Genomic DNA, 15,392 nt, shown 5'->3' with positions numbered 1-15,392 from the left:
GCTCAATGCTGGCAATCTGGACCTGTCCCAAGTCGAACTGCTGATTCTCGACGAAGCCGACCGCATGCTCGACATGGGTTTTGCCGAAGACGTCGAGCGTCTGGCCGGTGAATGCAAAAACCGTCAGCAAACCCTGTTGTTCTCGGCGACCACCGGTGGCGCGGGTCTGCGTGAAATGATCGGCCGAGTGCTGACCGATCCGCAGCATTTGCAGGTCAACAGCGTCAGTGAGCTTGCTGCGGGCACCCGTCAGCAAATCATCACTGCTGACCACAACAGCCATAAAGAAAAGATTGTTCACTGGTTGTTGGCCAACGAAACCTATCAAAAAGCGATTATCTTCACCAACACCCGTGCCATGGCTGACCGGCTGTACGGCCGTCTGGTTGCGCTGGAATACAAAGCGTTCGTGCTGCACGGCGACAAGGACCAGAAAGATCGCAAGCTGGCCATCGACCGTCTGAAGCAGGGCGGCGTCAAAATCCTCGTAGCAACTGACGTGGCGGCTCGTGGCCTGGACGTTGAAGGCCTGGACATGGTCATCAACTTCGACATGCCACGCAGCGGCGACGACTATGTACACCGTATCGGTCGTACGGGCCGTGCCGGTGGTGAAGGTTTGGCGATCTCGCTGATCTGCCACGGCGACTGGAACCTCATGTCCAGTGTCGAGCGTTACTTGAAGCAAAGCTTCGAGCGTCGCACCATCAAGGAAGTCAAAGGCACCTACGGCGGACCGAAGAAAGTCAAGGCGTCGGGCAAAGCGGTTGGCGTGAAGAAGAAGGTTAAAGCCGGCGACAAGAAAACTGACAAAAAGGGCAGCGCCAAGGCGCCGACCAAACGCAAGATCACTAACCGGCCGAAAACTGACGCGTTGTCGTTGGTCAGTGCAGATGGCAAGGCGCCGCTGAAAAAGCGTAAGCCAGAAGCGCCTGCGGCTGAATAAGCTGGTTTGGTCATCTAGTGAATAAAAAACCGGCGCATTGGATGCGCCGGTTTTTTTATGGCTGACGTTTAATCAGCCGTTGGCCTTGTTCGCAGCAGAGTCCAAATCCTTAAGCCGTTGATCGATCAGTTGGCATTTGTCCGGCAGGTCTTTGCTGGCGGTGTCCAGGTTCATGTCCTGCAATTGTTGGTTCATCTCTTTGGCTTTTTCGGGGTTCTGCTGCGTTAGCTTGTGGACTTCCTCGGCCAGTTGCGTGCGTTTGGCCTCGGCCTCTTCGGGCGTGCAGGCCCACGCAGGGATCGCCGACAGCAATGTAAGGGCGGTCGTGATGCTCAGCAGGATCTTCATGTTCTGCCTCTTTCCTTAAGGTGCTTATCAGGTTGAGGGGGCGAATCGGGAAAAAGTTCAGCGCTCTAGTGAGTCGCGATCGCTGAACGGTGGCTGCAGGAACCGGTCACACATGTATGTAGCCGAACCCGGCGGCGAGCAGCCGCGGGCATTACCCATGTTGGCTGGAGACGAACAATCATGACGGAATATAACTGGGATCTGATCGAGCGCTTGCTGCATGAAGTGCAAAACGGCGCAGGCAAAAGCTTTGCTCCTCGCGCCTATGCCGAGGAATATGCTGCGGCCTTGGCGGCTGAAGGTTCACCGATTGGCAATTTGGATGAACTAAAAACGACGGCGGCAGATTATGAGTTGGTGCTGTACAGGGGTGGGTTCATTGAACCTCGGCCGGAAGACGACGGCAGCACCGGCAATAATTTCACCCTTACCTCGCGCGGAGCCAGCCTGTTGGCCTTGATCGACAGCAGCATTCCCGGCAACGACCACCCGCGCCAAGTGCTGGACGAACAGGTCGATGCGCTGGATCCGGATACGTTTGATAGCGTGGCGTCTAAAGCGCAGATTGCGTGAGTGTTTGAAACACTGAGGTTTAACTGGTGCCGACTATTTTGTAGCAGCCTTCAGGCAACTCAAATCGGCAAAGTCTTCCCGCACTTCGCCGATTTTCTTGATCAGGCGCTGACGTTGATTCGGTGTGCTATCAGCCATTAAATCCACTAGCAGGCGGATTGCAGCCTGTTCGGTTTGGTCGTAGGCCTGACGATATTGCGGTGTCCAGAAACTGCTCCGGTCTTGCAACAACGGCGAGATACGTTGCGCAAAATCAGGTGTTTTGCGCTGCTGGAGGACGGCAATGAACAGCCCCTGCCAATGGGCGCGGTTGTCGATCCACATTTGGTTCTGCTCACCCAACGTCACCGACCAAGCGGCTACTCGCTGATGCTGAGCCGCGTTCAAGTCGCCGATCCACGGAGCCAAACGTTTCTCCATGCGCTGCGCCCGTTCGGTGATCTGCTGGTTCAGCGGTGGGTCAAGAAATTCTTCCTTGTGCTCGCGCAAGTCTTTGGCGAATGCCTCTCGCAGGGTCTGCACCTGTTTGTCGTCCAGCTGGCTGAGCAGCTCGACGGCTGATGGCGTGACTTGTTTGGATATCTGCTCAATCGCCAGCTTACCTTCAGCTGTACGTGCTTTAAGTGCCGCCTCGGTCACCTGGTTGGTTTCCACCATGTGCTGCAAGTTGTCCAGCCAAGCGACGTAGCCGGGAACTTGTGTGGTGCAATTCCAGCTCAGGTGTTCTTTTAGGCGGTCATCCAGCCAGCGCTTTTGCGTGGAATTCATGCCCAGATAATCGTTAACTGACCAAGGAATGATCACATCAAGGTGTCGATAGGCCAGCCCAATACGGGTGCAGCCAGACATCACCAGAACTGCAGCCATCAAAAGCATGATCGACTTGCGCATGTGTAGACGTTCCTTGGGGCCTGACTTCCTTAAATCGAATCGGGCATTACGGTATATGTCGCACGGGTGGCGCGATCAGGCCATCGGCGACGTTCTGCGCTTGTTCAAGCGAAGGGTAACCACTGGTAGCCACATCCAGTTCGGCATAGTTGGCGCGGTATCGTTCAGCTTGTTTTGGGTCCGAGACCGCTAGCTGCTGAGCGAGCAAGGCAATCGCCAGGGGGTGTTTACGTTTGGGAGCCTGTTCAAGCAAGTCGCCGGACCTGGAAGACGCGCCGCCGTCACGAATCAATAACACAGCCTGATAGAACTCGGCCTCGCCACTTTGATCTTGGCGGGCTGCCCGCTGGAGCATTGCCTTTGCCAATTCAGTGTTTTCATTGCCTCCTGTGCTGACCAGCATCTTCGCTTGAAGCATGTCGTTCTGATAGAGCAGGTATTCCGCGCGGCAAGGGCTGCCGCTCAGCGATGCTTCGCTGTTCGAATTGAAACTACCGGAATTGTCGCAACGGTGAGCGCATCCGCCTAGACACAGCAACGCACAGAAAATAATCCATTTGTTCATGGTCGATTCCGCTGAAAACAACATTCACGGGCGGTTCGGACTAAGAAGGATCGATGGCTAGCGCCTTGAAACCAAAGCGCATAGAGATCGACAGCTGAAGCGGGGGAAACTTACTTTTTGCCGAGGGTGATTTGCTTGGACGGACCGAAAGTCTGGCCGCTGACGCCTTTGGCGATCTGCTGGATTTCACCACCGGTTTTCAAGAAAGCTGCAATTTGTGCGTTGATCGACTCGCTGGTCTCAACGGCTGGAGCTGCCTTTGGTTTTGAATTGGATGCTTTTACACGCATGGCTGCCAGGGACCTATATAAATTCAATACGGCCAGCAATTGTATATGAATCGCTTGACAATTGCTTGGGAAATATAGCCCTAAAACATTATTGGTTCCACGGGGTATTTTTAAACCCACCGCTTGGGCTCTCAACCACTAACCGATTGTTTTAGCAGGAAAGTTATTTTCCCCGTTGCGGACGGGCAACGGCTCGGGAGCATCCCAAGCGCTTGGCTGACCTGACGAGCGGGGTAACAACACGCGACTTCGTAGGCTCGGAAATCTTCAGTAAATGCTTGATTTTTCTAGTGCCGCAAACACAATCAGCAAAGTCGGGTAGAATGCCGCCTACGTAATGAGGGTATTTGGAAATGGCTTTAGTCGGGCGCTACAACAGCTTGCAAGTGGTAAAACACACTAACTTTGGCTTATATCTGGACGGCGCTCAGGACGGCGAAATCCTGCTGCCTAATCGCTATATTCCTAAAGATATTCCCAGCGAAGATGAAGACTGGCTCAAAGTCTTCGTTTACCTAGACAGTGATGACAAGCTGATTGCCACCACTGAAAAGCCAAAAGTTCAGGTCGGTGAGTTTGCCAGCTTGAAAGTTCTCGAAGTGAACAGCATCGGCATTTTCCTCGACTGGGGTTTGTCCAAGGATCTGCTGCTGCCGTACTCCGAAGAGAAGCGCACGATGCAAGCCGGCGAGTACTGCGTCGTTCATGTTTACTTGGACAAGCACACTCGTCGCATTACAGCCACCGCTCGGCTGGACCGCTACCTGGACAAAACCCCGGCCAATTATACCGTCGGCCAGGAGGTCAATTTGCTGGTGGCCGAAGCGACCGATATGGGCTTCAAGGCCATTATCAACAACAAGCACTGGGGCCTGATCCACAAGAACGAAGTGTTCAAGTTCTTGCGTCCCGGCAAAGAAGAGAAGGGTTTCATCAAAGAAATTCGCGCTGACGGCAATATCAGCCTGAGCCTGCAACCGGTCGGTGAAGAAGCGGCGGGTAGCTTGAATTCGAAGATTTTGGCCAAATTGCGCGATAACAACGGCACCCTTCCAGTCAGCGACAAAAGCGATCCGCAAGTGATCAGCGGCTTGTTCGGCGTCAGCAAGGGTAACTTCAAAAAAGCCATCGGCGCGCTGTACAAGCAGGGCCTGATTGTTATTCACGCAGACCGTATCGACTTGGTGTAAATCCCTGAGAGGGGAGCCGATGCCAGGCTCCCCGTATCGATTCAGCGTGGTATCACGCGCACAGCCTGTCAATTTCCCGTTTGAACGGGTCAATGCTCATCGCCCCGTTTAGCACGGTGGCTTCGCTTAAAGGTTGATCGGCGCGGCGAATCAAAAAGGCCGGTACACCTCGTAATCCCAGCTTATCGGCAAGCCCCTCGTCGGCCACAATCTGGTCGGTGTAATGATGATTGGATAAAGCGCTGCTCAGGGCGTGCCTGTCCAAACCGGCACGAGTGCCCATGTCCAGTAGCTCCGCAACATCACCTATATCGCGACCAAATTCGAAAAACGAGCGAAACGCCTCTCTATGGAATGCGTCAAACTTGCCTTGCGCTTTGGCGAAAGCGGCGGCCTCCAGTACAGCACGGCTGCGGGGTTGAACCGGGGGCAGCTTCATCAGTACGTTGCGTTTTTCTGCCATGGGATAAACTTGTTGTAACCAAGTGGCGCGCAAGTAATCGGCTCCAGGGTCCAGGGTAGCAAGCGGTTCAGGTCTTAGTTCAAAGGCATGCCACTGCACAGTAATTCTGGTTCCGTATTCCCGCTGCAGCTGTTCGAATATTGACAGTTGCAGGTAACAAAAGGGGCACACGTAGTCACTCCAGATGTCGACTTTCAATTGACTATCACTGTTCATATCCAATTCTCCATGACCGCTACCTAACACTGACTGCTACATCAACAAAAAAGTCCCCCCGTTCGGAGGATCAAATCAGTTAGCCGCAGGGTCTACTTAGTTCTGCGGGGGGCTCCCTCCCGCATCGCCTGCTCCAACCGTCAGGATGGTCCCGATGAAAAAATACCTTACCGCCTATGTCAGCACGCTGCTGGTGCTTCTTGTGTGCGACGGAATCTGGCTCGGTCTGTTGATGGGACCGCAGTACAGAAGTTGGCTGGGACCCTTGATGCTGGAGAAACCGGTCGTTGGCCCGGCCATCGCGTTTTATCTGTTGTACGCGTTAGGGATCGTCGTATTCGGGGTGCTGCCGGGGTTAAATCGCGAACGGTTGGGCAGGGCCGCGGCGGCTAGCGCGTTTCTGGGGTTAATGGCGTATGGGACCTACGACTTGTCCAATTGGGCGACGCTGCAAGGCTGGCCGGCACAAATGGCAATGGTTGATCTGCTGTGGGGTGTAGTGGTTTCAGGGCTAGCGGGGGCGGGCGGTTATTGGGTCACTAGCAGGCTGCAGATGCGCGGGTATGTGTAAGTGGGTAGCCCACTGCCGATTGACGTCACTGTGGGGGCGAATTCATTCGGGAGTGGGTCTCACATCTGGCATCGTCTGTATCTGACACGACGCCTTCCCGAATGAATTCGGTCCCACAGGGGAGCCGGGGAGCGTTATTTCTGCACGAACGAGGCGAACTGCACGTTAGCGCCATCGGGGCGTACGTCTTTCAAAAACGAGTCCTTGTCTGCACTCAATTCCAGGCTGACGGTGCAGTTGCGCTTGTCTTTGTTACGAACGACCAAGCCTTCCATGTGATCGCGCAAAAAGACGGTCGGCACTTTCAGGTGCAGCAGTTGATCAGTGCTCGGCGTGTGCAATAGCAAATGCACCCATTCGTACTGACCTATTTGCAGGCGACCCATGGGCAGGTCAAACCACCAAATGTTTTTGTTGGCATTCAGCGCGGTGAAATGGCTGTTGTTGGTGCCGAGCACGGCACCGCCGAGTGCCTGGTTTCTGCGGGCGATGGCCAGTTTTTTATCGAGTTTCATAACGTTCCTGTGGATCTGTGTGTTCAGTGCGGTGGCCTTGGCGACCCCAGCCTGACTGCGTCGAGCATTCTCGGGGGTAGCTGCCAAAACTTAAAGTTAAACCTGCAAACTGTGGGCAAATGAGCTGGTTTTTGAGGCTTGAATTTGACGACGAACGGAATAGCCGAATAGAAACTTTATGAAACTCTGCGTTAGGGAGGGCGTCAATCGTAATGTCGAGCACACGACACCTACTTTTTCGATTCAGGAGAATCACCATGAGTAGCACTGGCGACAAAGTCAAAGGTATGGCCAACGAAGCCGTCGGTAACGTCAAGCAAGGCGTAGGCAAAGCCACTGACAATTCGAAGCTCAGAGCCGAAGGTAAAGCCCAAGAAATCAAAGGTGACACCCAACAAGCGATAGGCAAAGCGAAAGACGCGGTGAAAAAAGGTGTCGATAAAGCGTGAGCCGATCAGTTGGCTTAACGTTAAGCGCAACGGCCATCTAGTGTGGCCGTTGTTTTATGAGTTGCAACCCTCTGCCAGCACAGTCGGCTGACAGAATTTGATACCTCTCTACGGTCGCCAACTAGGCTACGTTAAGGTAAAACGCCAGCCCTCGAACATGCAGGCTTGAAATTGAAGCGCTTGCCCCGTCAATAGTTAAGTCAGCTTGATTTGAGTCGTAAGGAGATATCATGATTTTCCCGAATTTAGGCGACCTTCCCATGCGGAAGGTGTTGGTGCGGACCGTCAATGAGTTCATAAAAGACGAAATGTCGACCTACGCGTCCGCATTGGCTTATCAAATGTTGTTCTCGTTGTTCCCGTTCTTGCTATTCCTCATTGCCTTGATCGGGTTCCTGCACCTGCCGGACTTCTTTTCTTGGCTGCGGTTGCAATCTGAATTGGTTTTGCCGCCCCAAGCACTGGACCAGGTCAATCCGGTCATCGATCAGTTGCAGCAATCCAAGGGCGGGCTGTTATCGATTGGTATTGTGGTTGCCTTATGGACTGCCTCGGCTGGCGTGCGCTTGATGATGAGCGCCATGAATGCTGCTTACGATGTAACCGAAGGGCGGCCGATCTGGAAGCGTTTTCCACTCTCTATCCTCTATACCATTGGAATTGCCGGGATGCTCCTGGCCGCTGCCGCGCTGATGGTCACCGGGCCGCAAGTGATGAGTTGGCTGGCTGGCCAAATCGGCATGCAAGATTTTATTGTGACGTTGTGGACCATCCTGCGCTGGCCGGTGATTATCGTTTTGATGATGGTGGCCGTGGCCTTGATGTATTTCGTCATGCCCGACGTGAAGCAAGAGTTTCGTTTCATCACCTCAGGCTCTGTGCTAGCGGTGGTGGTGTGGATCATCGCTTCGCTGGGGTTCGGTTATTACGTCAAGACCTTCTCTAACTACAACGCCATGTACGGCAGCATCGGCGCGATCATTGTGCTGTTACTGTACTTCTACATATCGGCCGCAGTGTTGCTACTTGGCGCGGAGATGAACGCGGTCATCGAGCACATGCACTCAGAGGGCAAGAATCCCGGCGAGAAAGAAGTCGGTGATGGTGGTCATAACCCGCAGTCGACCAAGCATAACTCGGGGCTGGGCCATAATAATTCGGTGCCAATCACTGCAAGGGCTGACGAATCGTAGGCCTGATGTGGCACGATTACCCATCGTCTAACAGACAAGGGTTTGTATGATTCGCGAAATTCTGAAAATGGGCGATGAGCGCCTGCTGCGCATTGCGCCCCTCGTGCCTGAATCGATGTTCGGTACGCCCGAGCTAAAGGCCTTGATCGACGACATGTTTGAAACCATGGACAGTGTCGGCGGCGTCGGCTTGGCCGCGCCGCAAATTGGCGTCGATCTGCAGCTGGTAATCTTCGGCTTTGAGCACAGTGAACGTTACCCTGAAGCGGAAGCCGTGCCGCAAACTATCTTGCTCAATCCGCTGATCACCCCGCTCAATCCGAGCATGGAAGAGGGCTGGGAAGGGTGCCTGTCGGTGCCGGGTTTACGCGGTGTGGTCGATCGCTACGAGCACATTCGTTACGAAGGGTTTGATCCGGACGGTTTGCCTATCCAGCGCACCGCGCACGGTTTTCACGCGCGCGTGGTGCAGCATGAATGCGACCACTTGATTGGCCGGCTGTACCCATCGCGAATCACTGATTTCAGCAAATTCGGCTACATGGACGTGTTATTTCCGGACATGGACCCTAACGCCGACGAATAATCACGGTTTGGCTTTGCCCGCTGCTTTTGTTGGGTGGGCGGGCTTGATGAAGCGCAGGGTCAGGCGGTCGGATTCGCCAATGGCCAGGTATTTATCGCGATCCTGATCCCCCATGGTCAAGGTCGGCGGCAGGGTCCAGACGCCTTGGGAGTAATCCTTGGTGTCCTTCGGATTGGCGTTGATTTCGCTGCTGCCGGCAAGCACAAACCCTGCATCGGTGGCGAGTTTTACGACGTAAGCCGTGGGCAGATAACCGCTGTCTTTGATCGACTCTTGAGATGCACCGTCTTTGGCACGGTGGTCGACTACACCCAAGGTGCCGCCCTTTTTCAGCACGTTGTAAAACCCTTTGAACATCGCGGGTGCATCGTCTTCCATAACCCAGTTATGCACGTTGCGAAACGTCAGCACTGTGTCGGCCGAGGCGGGTTTGCCGAAGACTGGCGTCTGCGGATCAAACTCAACGATCTGTGCTTTGCTGTAATGCGCAGGGTCGGCGGCAAATTTCTGTTTCAGTCGGTCAGCGGCCTTGCGTGAGTTGTCGCCGGTGGCAGTCGATTGCACGGCCGCGATATAGCGACCTTTGTCCTTGAGCAATGGCGCCAGCACTTCGCTGTACCAGCCGTTGCCGGGGGTGATTTCAATCAAGGTCTGATTGGCGCGCAAACCGAAGAACTGCAAGGTTTGTTGCGGATGACGGTACTGATCGCGGGCGCTGTTTTCCGGTGCGCGCCAAGGGCCCGACAATACTTTTGCGAACTGCGCAGCAGTCACTGTAGACGCTGGCGCATGGATATCCGCGGCCTGAGCGTGAGCAATCCCAAACAGCGCGGCGAGGGAGCAAGCGATAAGCTGGAACTTCATACCAATCCTTGTCGTTTTGGCCCGATCCAGGCCCGTTAGCGCAAAGGCTACCACGCAGATTTATCACCGCGATCACACTTTTTTTCACAGTGCATACAACCAATGGTTCTATGGCTGACGGTTTAGCCTGCTCATGGCGATCAAAGGTTTGGTTCTGCTGTAGCGTGCGAAGCGCTCTGCCAAAGCCTGCGGCAACGCGGAATCGGGCTCAAATCCAGCTCGTTGATAAAAGCCGAGTAGATCGGGATGACAGAACAACCAGACGGGGTTGGCAGTCTGCGCCAATACCTCGCGAATCAAATCGCTGGCGATGCTCTGGCCGCGCAACGACGGCGCGACGAATAATCCGGTCAGCCAGTGCCCGTCAGCAACAGTGCTCAGGCACAGCGCACCGACAATGTCCTGCTGTTTCGCCACCCACAGCTGTGCCTCGTTGACGGGTCGCATGGGCGATTTATGCGCTTTATAGAACTTGTTCAGCAGCGGTTTGCACGCTTCGGGCAACACGCAAAAGTAGGTGGCAGGCATAAGACTCGATAGCGCGACGGCGGCAGATCAGAGAAGGGCGCAGCCTTAATGACCGCTTCATGTGCGGCGCATCATAACGTGCTGCATTGGGTGTCGGTATGGCGCCCGATTAGGTGTATAACTGAGCCCAGATCCCCCAACAGCGGAGTAAGCATCATGGCCAAAGGCATGGAATCAAAGAAAGCTGACAAGAAAAAACCGACAAAAACTCTCCAAGAAAAACGCGCTGACAAGAAGGCCAAGAAAGACAGTTGAGTTCAATGCTCAGCCATTGATTCAGTAGTGCGGAGCCTCTCGGGCTCCGCTTCTGTTTCTACCGTTCTAAGTTCATAACCCATCGATCTACACGATTTCGCTGCGTCATCGCACAACAGGATTGAAGTCAGCATTTACGACTGATCCAGCCCTGACGCAGGAAGCACTTAATGCCCCATTACCTTGATGATGCCCAGCATGGCGACGTGTTGCGCCTGCGGCAGAGTTTTACTGGCCACACCGAATGGCCTACCTGGTTATTGTTGTTGGGTGTCTATTGCGGCTGGTTTGGACTGTTGCTCGGCAGCCATTGGCTCGGGCTCTGGCCGACAACCGCGCTGATGATTGTGCTGGTGGTGCTGTGGATGTCGGTGCAGCACGAATTGCTTCACGGTCATCCAACGCGCTGGCTATGGCTGAATAAAGCGTTGGGCTACGCACCGTTCGCGCTGTGGTATCCGTACACGCTTTATCGCGACACGCACTTGGCTCATCACTGCGATGACGATTTAACGCTGCCGGGCCTCGACCCGGAAAGCCGTTACCTCAGCCAGCAGCACTGGCAACACACACCACGTATTATGCGTAGCCTGCGCTGGCTGGATAAAACCTTGCCCGGACGGTTACTGTTTGGCGCGCCGCTGGCCTTGCTGGCGCTGGTCCGTGAAGTGTTCTCCCAGTTACGGCGCGGCGACTTACAGGCGTGGCGCATGTGGCTGACACACGCTGCGTTCACGCTGCTGATGTTCTGGTTTATCGCACGTTTCAGTGTTCTGCCGGTCTGGCATTACGTATTGTTGGTCACGTTGCCTGCGCTGTCGGTGTCGATGGTCCGTTCGTACTATGAACATCGCCCCACCGAGCGCCCGGAACAGCGAACGGTCATCAACGAAGCGGCGTGGATCTGGAGTGGTTTGTTTCTGCATTTGAACCTGCACCTTGTCCACCACGACTTGCCCGGTTTGCCCTGGTATTTTCTGCCGCGGGTCTACCAGGCCCGCCGCGAACAATGGTTGGCACGCAGCGGTGGTTTTCTGGTGCGCGGCTATGGTGAACTGTTCCGCAAGCACAGTTTGAGGCCTATCGACAGCCCGCAACATCCACACGCCTGACGCCTCTTGCCCTTTGATGCAGGGATTCGAGCATGACCCATGGCTTTGCCGAGTTACTGATGTACACCGCGCCGGACCGGCTGCGTGCGGCCAATGAAGCGTGGCTGACGCGTATCGCGCAACGCCTCGACATCGCTCGGGACCCTACTGACCACGTGGATTTAATGCCGTTGTGGTTATCGCCGAATCTGTTGCTCAGCCAGACCTGTGGTTACCCGCTGATGACGGCATTGCGCGGCAAGGTGCGGTTGATCGGGCGTCCGGACTATCGTCTTGCGCATAGCGCTGATGGAACGCATTGCAGCCTGCTGCTGGCCCGTGAAGGTGATCCGAGGTCCGAGCTTGAGCAGTTCCATGGCAGTCATGGATTGGTCAACAACGAAGATTCCAACTCCGGAATGAACCTGCTTCGTCATCGCCTAGCGCCGTTGCAGCGTGACGGACGCTTCTTTGGAGCGGTCTCGTTGACAGGCGGACATCGCGAAAGCATGCGCTGGCTGCGTGAAGGGCGTGGGGATTTGGCCGCCATCGACAGCGTGACCTATGACTACCTCGTCCAAGCTGCCAGTACCGAAGTCGATGGCCTGCGTGTTATTGGTCGAAGCGCGATTAGCCCGACCTTGCCCTACATCGGTGCTGTTTCCCTTGATGCTACCGACGCTGAACGCATTCGTCACGCGATGAACCAGGCCCTGGAAGACCTGCCCGAGGTCGCGGGGACGCTGGCGATTCACAGCGTATTGCCTGCCAGGGAAGCGGATTATCAGGTACTGCTTGATTACCAGCGTGAGGCTGAAGAGCTGGGATTGCCGCGGTTGATATGAAATTAATAATTTTCTGATATTCAGTTAAGGAATATAAAAATACCGTTTAAATATTATTAAAGAATAAGAACGCTTGCTAGGATGGCTCCACCGGAACACCGGACATACGCAGTACCCAACCTCACTGGAGCCATCATGTCCGGCACCTCTCTATCCCATCGCGACTATGTGGGCGCTCTGTTTCGCAGCCACTATGAATGGCTGTGCCGCAGGTTGCGTCGCCACGTTAATTGCAGCGTCAGCGCTGAAGACATCGCCGCAGAAACGTTCGCCCAGCTATTGGCGTCGCCCAGCGTGGTGCCGATAAGAGAGCCTCGGGCGTTATTGACCACCATCGCCCAACGTTTGCTGTACCAGACCTGGCGACGGCGCGACCTGGAACGGGATTATTTCAACGGCTTGCCCGATGACCTTGAACCGCATGGCCATTCGCCTGAGAATCGCGCACAGGTGATCGAAGCCCTGCAGGCGGTCGACACCGCACTCGACCGTCTACCAAGCAAGGTCAAAGCGACTTTCCTGTTGTCACACGTCAATGGCCTGACTTATCCACAGATCGCAAACGAACTGGGTATTTGCCAACGTTCCGTCAGTGATTACATGAACAAGGCTTTTTCCCGCTGCCTGAAGGTACCAACGTTGCTTCAGGCTGGTAATGGAACAATCGGTGCATGGCGTCTATAAAAAAGCACTGCACCTCCAATGACCAAGAGACAATCATGACATCGATAAAGCATCTGTTGGGCAGCACGGTATTGGCGTTGGGAATGCTCACGCAGCCAGTGTTTGCGGCTGAAAAAGCGGCACCTATCCATTTTGGTGATATCACGTGGGAAAGCGGCAGCTTGATCACTGAAATCCTGCGCACCATTGTCGAGAAGGGATATGGCTACCCGACCGACACGTTGCCGGGTAGTACTGTCAGCCTGGAAGCGGCGCTGGCCAAGGATGATGTTCAGGTTATCGGTGAAGAGTGGGCTGGCCGCAGTCCTGTATGGATCAAGGCAGAAAGCGAAGGCAAGGTATTTGGCCTTGGCGATACCGTCAAAGGCGCCACAGAAGGTTGGTGGGTACCCGAGTACGTGATCAAAGGCGACGCTGAGCGCGGCATCAAAGCCCTCGCGCCGGACCTGAAATCAGTGTCGGACCTGCCGAAATACAAAGATGTTTTCCGCGACCCGGAATCACCGAAACAAGGACGCTTCCTTAACAGCCCAACCGGCTGGACATCGGAAATCGTCAACACGCAAAAACTCAAGGCGTATGGCCTGAACGATAGCTTCGTCAATTTCCGCACCGGTTCTGGTGCAGCGCTGGATGCCGAAGTCAGCTCGTCGATCCGCCGTGGCAAACCGGTGTTGTTCTATTACTGGTCTCCTACGCCGTTGCTCGGTCGCTTTAAGCTGGTGAAGCTCGAAGAGCCGCCATTCGATGCTGAAGCCTGGAAAACCCTGTCCGACGCCAACAACCCCAACCCAAAGGGCACCCGCTCGCTGCCTGCACACTTGGCGATTGGCGTTTCTGCACCCTTTCACGCCAAGTACCCGGACCTCGTCGCGTTTTTCCAGAAGGTCGACCTGCCTATTGATCTACTCAACACAACATTGGCTCAGATGAGTGAAAAACGCTTGGAGCCGCACGCTGTTGCGCAATCGTTCTTGCGTGACCACCCGGAAGTCTGGACCGCCTGGGTCCCCGCCGAAGTCGCAACCAAGGTAAAAGCTAGCCTGTAACCCCATCGCCGCTCCCGGTTTGGGGATTGTCCCAACATCCGGCGTTATGCCGAGATTCAGTGGGACCGAACTTGTTCGGGAAGCAGACGACGCGGTTTACCAGACATACCGCGGCGCTTGCTTCGCCAACCAGTTAACCTATTGGGACCGTTTCGCGCTCCTACAGGTTTCGTGCGGATTGAATGCCATAACCCGTTTCCCTCGAAGCTCGCATGTCTCTGGATGTTATGCGTAAATCTATCCCTTGCTTGTAAGGTGAGGCGCAGATGGGCAGGACAGGATTTCAACTACACACTGAGAGGCTGCTGATCCGCGAGTTGAAAGCCGAGGATGTGCCAGCGCTTGCGGCGATTTTGGGCGATGCGCAGGTCATGCGTCACTCGGTGGGCGGCGTGATGAGCGAAAAAGAAACGCAGGAATTCGTTGCAGGCTGCGTATTTTCATACCAAGCCAACGACTTCGGTCCGTGGGCAGTTATCGACAAAGCCACGTCGGTCTTTATCGGTTTTTGTGGGCTGAATGCAGAGCCAGTCGAAGGCGTCGAAGAAGTCGAGATTGGCTATCGACTGGCCCGTGATTACTGGGGTAAAGGCTTGGCCACCGAGGCTGCGAAAGCTACCCGTGATTGCGCGTTCGGCGTGCTGGGCGTTGATTCATTGATCGCCATCGTCGAACCGGAGAACATCGCCTCGGTGAACGTCATCGAGAAGCTAGGCTTCAATACATTTATCCACAGCCAATACCATCGGCGCGGAGTAAAAATCTACCGCATGACCCGGCTAAGCTGGGCTGCACTTGACGCCAAGACTCAATAAGCCCGTAAGCCTCAGGAGATTCCATGGACCCATTCATGCAAGCGGCGATAGACGAAGCTCAACTGGGATTGGCCGAGGGCGGTATTCCCATCGGATCCGTTATCGTCCACAACGGTCAGATCATTGGCCGAGGGCATAACCGGCGAGTGCAGGAGGGCAGTGCGATTAAGCACGGCGAGATGGATGCGCTGGAGAATGCAGGCCGCCAGTCTGCGAAAACCTACAAAGAGTCGGTGTTGTACACCACGCTGTCGCCGTGCGCGATGTGCAGCGGTGCGATCCTTTTGTATGGAATTGCGAAGATTGTGGTGGGTGAAAATCAGACGTTCATGGGCGAGGAGCAGTTGCTGCGCTCAAGAGGCGTACAGGTCGATGTCGTGCAGAACCACACGTGCGTCGAACTGATGCGCGACTTTATCGCCACCAAACCTCAGCTGTGGAACGAAGACATCGGCGAATAAGCCG

At 54.9% G+C, this 15,392-nt stretch carries 21 protein-coding genes; 13 read left to right on the top strand and 8 right to left on the bottom strand.

All coding sequences use genetic code 11. From position 1 onward, the window contains the following. A partial coding sequence (locus M0974_RS04295) for a DEAD/DEAH box helicase (RefSeq protein ID WP_297833191.1) occupies positions 1-946 on the top strand: 946 nt, incomplete at its 5' end. 72 nt (positions 947-1,018) lie between these two features. On the opposite strand, the gene M0974_RS04290 is transcribed toward M0974_RS04295, so the two are convergent. Next, on the bottom strand, positions 1,019-1,294 hold the full coding sequence (locus tag M0974_RS04290) for a hypothetical protein (protein WP_297833190.1): 276 nt from the start codon (positions 1,292-1,294) through the stop codon (positions 1,019-1,021). A 180-nt stretch (positions 1,295-1,474) separates the two neighbouring features. Between M0974_RS04290 and M0974_RS04285 the strand changes: the two genes are divergently transcribed. After that, complete coding sequence (locus M0974_RS04285; RefSeq protein WP_297833189.1) at positions 1,475-1,867, top strand: transcriptional regulator; 393 nt, start codon at positions 1,475-1,477, stop codon at positions 1,865-1,867. A gap of 33 nt (positions 1,868-1,900) precedes the next feature. On the opposite strand, the gene M0974_RS04280 is transcribed toward M0974_RS04285, so the two are convergent. The 3 genes from M0974_RS04280 to M0974_RS04270 form a co-directional block, all read right to left on the bottom strand. Further along, the gene (locus tag M0974_RS04280) at positions 1,901-2,758 is read right to left on the bottom strand and encodes a DUF6279 family lipoprotein (RefSeq protein ID WP_297833188.1); all 858 of its coding nucleotides are present in this window, start codon (positions 2,756-2,758) and stop codon (positions 1,901-1,903) included. A 46-nt stretch (positions 2,759-2,804) separates the two neighbouring features. Continuing rightward, the gene (locus tag M0974_RS04275) at positions 2,805-3,323 is read right to left on the bottom strand and encodes a hypothetical protein (protein ID WP_297833187.1); all 519 of its coding nucleotides are present in this window, start codon (positions 3,321-3,323) and stop codon (positions 2,805-2,807) included. A 110-nt stretch (positions 3,324-3,433) separates the two neighbouring features. Then, positions 3,434-3,613: a hypothetical protein gene (locus M0974_RS04270; RefSeq protein WP_297833192.1), complete on the bottom strand. Its 180-nt coding sequence runs from the start codon at positions 3,611-3,613 to the stop codon at positions 3,434-3,436. Between the two features lie 353 nt (positions 3,614-3,966). On the opposite strand from M0974_RS04270, the gene M0974_RS04265 reads away from it, so the two are divergent. Next, positions 3,967-4,803: a S1-like domain-containing RNA-binding protein gene (locus M0974_RS04265; RefSeq protein ID WP_297833186.1), complete on the top strand. Its 837-nt coding sequence runs from the start codon at positions 3,967-3,969 to the stop codon at positions 4,801-4,803. 52 nt (positions 4,804-4,855) lie between these two features. On the opposite strand, the gene M0974_RS04260 is transcribed toward M0974_RS04265, so the two are convergent. Continuing rightward, positions 4,856-5,482: a DsbA family protein gene (locus M0974_RS04260; RefSeq protein WP_297833185.1), complete on the bottom strand. Its 627-nt coding sequence runs from the start codon at positions 5,480-5,482 to the stop codon at positions 4,856-4,858. Between the two features lie 154 nt (positions 5,483-5,636). Between M0974_RS04260 and M0974_RS04255 the strand changes: the two genes are divergently transcribed. After that, positions 5,637-6,053, top strand: coding sequence for a DUF2177 family protein (locus M0974_RS04255; RefSeq protein ID WP_297833184.1), 417 nt, complete (start codon positions 5,637-5,639; stop codon positions 6,051-6,053). Positions 6,054-6,187: 134 nt separating this feature from the next. On the opposite strand, the gene M0974_RS04250 is transcribed toward M0974_RS04255, so the two are convergent. Further along, on the bottom strand, positions 6,188-6,568 hold the full coding sequence (locus tag M0974_RS04250; RefSeq protein ID WP_297833183.1) for a hypothetical protein: 381 nt from the start codon (positions 6,566-6,568) through the stop codon (positions 6,188-6,190). Between the two features lie 257 nt (positions 6,569-6,825). Here M0974_RS04250 and M0974_RS04245 point away from each other — a divergent pair, with 257 nt between their 5' ends. From M0974_RS04245 to def, 3 genes are all read left to right on the top strand, one after another. Further along, a complete protein-coding gene (locus M0974_RS04245; protein WP_297833182.1) occupies positions 6,826-7,017 on the top strand; it encodes a CsbD family protein in 192 nt (63 codons plus the stop codon). Between the two features lie 230 nt (positions 7,018-7,247). Further along, on the top strand, positions 7,248-8,210 hold the full coding sequence (locus M0974_RS04240) for a YihY/virulence factor BrkB family protein (protein WP_297833181.1): 963 nt from the start codon (positions 7,248-7,250) through the stop codon (positions 8,208-8,210). A gap of 46 nt (positions 8,211-8,256) precedes the next feature. Continuing rightward, a complete protein-coding gene (gene def, locus M0974_RS04235) occupies positions 8,257-8,796 on the top strand; it encodes a peptide deformylase (protein WP_297833180.1) in 540 nt (179 codons plus the stop codon). Here def and M0974_RS04230 read toward each other — a convergent pair whose 3' ends face one another. Both M0974_RS04230 and M0974_RS04225 read right to left on the bottom strand, forming a co-directional pair. Then, positions 8,797-9,660: a methyltransferase gene (locus M0974_RS04230; protein ID WP_297833179.1), complete on the bottom strand. Its 864-nt coding sequence runs from the start codon at positions 9,658-9,660 to the stop codon at positions 8,797-8,799. It lies immediately after the preceding gene. A 108-nt stretch (positions 9,661-9,768) separates the two neighbouring features. Next, on the bottom strand, positions 9,769-10,188 hold the full coding sequence (locus M0974_RS04225; RefSeq protein WP_297833177.1) for a GNAT family N-acetyltransferase: 420 nt from the start codon (positions 10,186-10,188) through the stop codon (positions 9,769-9,771). A 425-nt stretch (positions 10,189-10,613) separates the two neighbouring features. Between M0974_RS04225 and M0974_RS04220 the strand changes: the two genes are divergently transcribed. The 6 genes from M0974_RS04220 (at position 10,614) to M0974_RS04195 (ending at position 15,388) form a co-directional block, all read left to right on the top strand. Beyond that, a complete protein-coding gene (locus M0974_RS04220; RefSeq protein WP_297833175.1) occupies positions 10,614-11,555 on the top strand; it encodes a fatty acid desaturase in 942 nt (313 codons plus the stop codon). Positions 11,556-11,587: 32 nt separating this feature from the next. Further along, positions 11,588-12,379, top strand: coding sequence for a PhnD/SsuA/transferrin family substrate-binding protein (locus M0974_RS04215; protein ID WP_297833173.1), 792 nt, complete (start codon positions 11,588-11,590; stop codon positions 12,377-12,379). A 135-nt stretch (positions 12,380-12,514) separates the two neighbouring features. Further along, positions 12,515-13,063 carry a sigma-70 family RNA polymerase sigma factor gene (locus tag M0974_RS04210; protein ID WP_297833171.1) on the top strand — a complete coding sequence of 183 codons (549 nt, stop codon included), beginning with the start codon at positions 12,515-12,517 and terminating at the stop codon, positions 13,061-13,063. A 35-nt stretch (positions 13,064-13,098) separates the two neighbouring features. Next, the gene (locus tag M0974_RS04205; RefSeq protein WP_297833169.1) at positions 13,099-14,112 is read left to right on the top strand and encodes an ABC transporter substrate-binding protein; all 1,014 of its coding nucleotides are present in this window, start codon (positions 13,099-13,101) and stop codon (positions 14,110-14,112) included. Between the two features lie 266 nt (positions 14,113-14,378). Beyond that, the gene (locus M0974_RS04200) at positions 14,379-14,927 is read left to right on the top strand and encodes a GNAT family N-acetyltransferase (protein WP_297833167.1); all 549 of its coding nucleotides are present in this window, start codon (positions 14,379-14,381) and stop codon (positions 14,925-14,927) included. Between the two features lie 23 nt (positions 14,928-14,950). Continuing rightward, positions 14,951-15,388: a nucleoside deaminase gene (locus tag M0974_RS04195; protein ID WP_297833165.1), complete on the top strand. Its 438-nt coding sequence runs from the start codon at positions 14,951-14,953 to the stop codon at positions 15,386-15,388. Positions 15,389-15,392 lie beyond the last annotated feature (4 nt).

The sequence above is a fragment of the Pseudomonas sp. genome (assembly GCF_026224925.1).
GTDB lineage: Bacteria > Pseudomonadota > Gammaproteobacteria > Pseudomonadales > Pseudomonadaceae > Aquipseudomonas.
Note: the sequence above shows the minus strand (reverse complement) of the source record. Positions and strands in the feature narration are given on the sequence as shown.

What these genes read in the sequence shown, in the direction of transcription:
- M0974_RS04220 (WP_297833175.1), top strand. Translation starts at nt 10,614, where the DNA reads ATGCCCCATTACCTTGATGATGCCCAGCATGGCGACGTGTTGCGCCTG.
- M0974_RS04195 (WP_297833165.1), top strand. Translation starts at nt 14,951, where the DNA reads ATGGACCCATTCATGCAAGCGGCGATAGACGAAGCTCAACTGGGATTG.
- M0974_RS04200 (WP_297833167.1), top strand. Translation starts at nt 14,379, where the DNA reads ATGGGCAGGACAGGATTTCAACTACACACTGAGAGGCTGCTGATCCGC.
- M0974_RS04290 (WP_297833190.1), bottom strand. Translation starts at nt 1,294, where the DNA reads ATGAAGATCCTGCTGAGCATCACGACCGCCCTTACATTGCTGTCGGCG.
- M0974_RS04250 (WP_297833183.1), bottom strand. Translation starts at nt 6,568, where the DNA reads ATGAAACTCGATAAAAAACTGGCCATCGCCCGCAGAAACCAGGCACTC.
- M0974_RS04285 (WP_297833189.1), top strand. Translation starts at nt 1,475, where the DNA reads ATGACGGAATATAACTGGGATCTGATCGAGCGCTTGCTGCATGAAGTG.
- M0974_RS04260 (WP_297833185.1), bottom strand. Translation starts at nt 5,482, where the DNA reads ATGAACAGTGATAGTCAATTGAAAGTCGACATCTGGAGTGACTACGTG.
- def (WP_297833180.1), top strand. Translation starts at nt 8,257, where the DNA reads ATGATTCGCGAAATTCTGAAAATGGGCGATGAGCGCCTGCTGCGCATT.
- M0974_RS04205 (WP_297833169.1), top strand. Translation starts at nt 13,099, where the DNA reads ATGACATCGATAAAGCATCTGTTGGGCAGCACGGTATTGGCGTTGGGA.
- M0974_RS04210 (WP_297833171.1), top strand. Translation starts at nt 12,515, where the DNA reads ATGTCCGGCACCTCTCTATCCCATCGCGACTATGTGGGCGCTCTGTTT.
- M0974_RS04280 (WP_297833188.1), bottom strand. Translation starts at nt 2,758, where the DNA reads ATGCGCAAGTCGATCATGCTTTTGATGGCTGCAGTTCTGGTGATGTCT.
- M0974_RS04240 (WP_297833181.1), top strand. Translation starts at nt 7,248, where the DNA reads ATGATTTTCCCGAATTTAGGCGACCTTCCCATGCGGAAGGTGTTGGTG.
- M0974_RS04265 (WP_297833186.1), top strand. Translation starts at nt 3,967, where the DNA reads ATGGCTTTAGTCGGGCGCTACAACAGCTTGCAAGTGGTAAAACACACT.
- M0974_RS04270 (WP_297833192.1), bottom strand. Translation starts at nt 3,613, where the DNA reads ATGCGTGTAAAAGCATCCAATTCAAAACCAAAGGCAGCTCCAGCCGTT.
- M0974_RS04245 (WP_297833182.1), top strand. Translation starts at nt 6,826, where the DNA reads ATGAGTAGCACTGGCGACAAAGTCAAAGGTATGGCCAACGAAGCCGTC.
- M0974_RS04275 (WP_297833187.1), bottom strand. Translation starts at nt 3,323, where the DNA reads ATGAACAAATGGATTATTTTCTGTGCGTTGCTGTGTCTAGGCGGATGC.
- M0974_RS04225 (WP_297833177.1), bottom strand. Translation starts at nt 10,188, where the DNA reads ATGCCTGCCACCTACTTTTGCGTGTTGCCCGAAGCGTGCAAACCGCTG.
- M0974_RS04215 (WP_297833173.1), top strand. Translation starts at nt 11,588, where the DNA reads ATGACCCATGGCTTTGCCGAGTTACTGATGTACACCGCGCCGGACCGG.
- M0974_RS04255 (WP_297833184.1), top strand. Translation starts at nt 5,637, where the DNA reads ATGAAAAAATACCTTACCGCCTATGTCAGCACGCTGCTGGTGCTTCTT.
- M0974_RS04230 (WP_297833179.1), bottom strand. Translation starts at nt 9,660, where the DNA reads ATGAAGTTCCAGCTTATCGCTTGCTCCCTCGCCGCGCTGTTTGGGATT.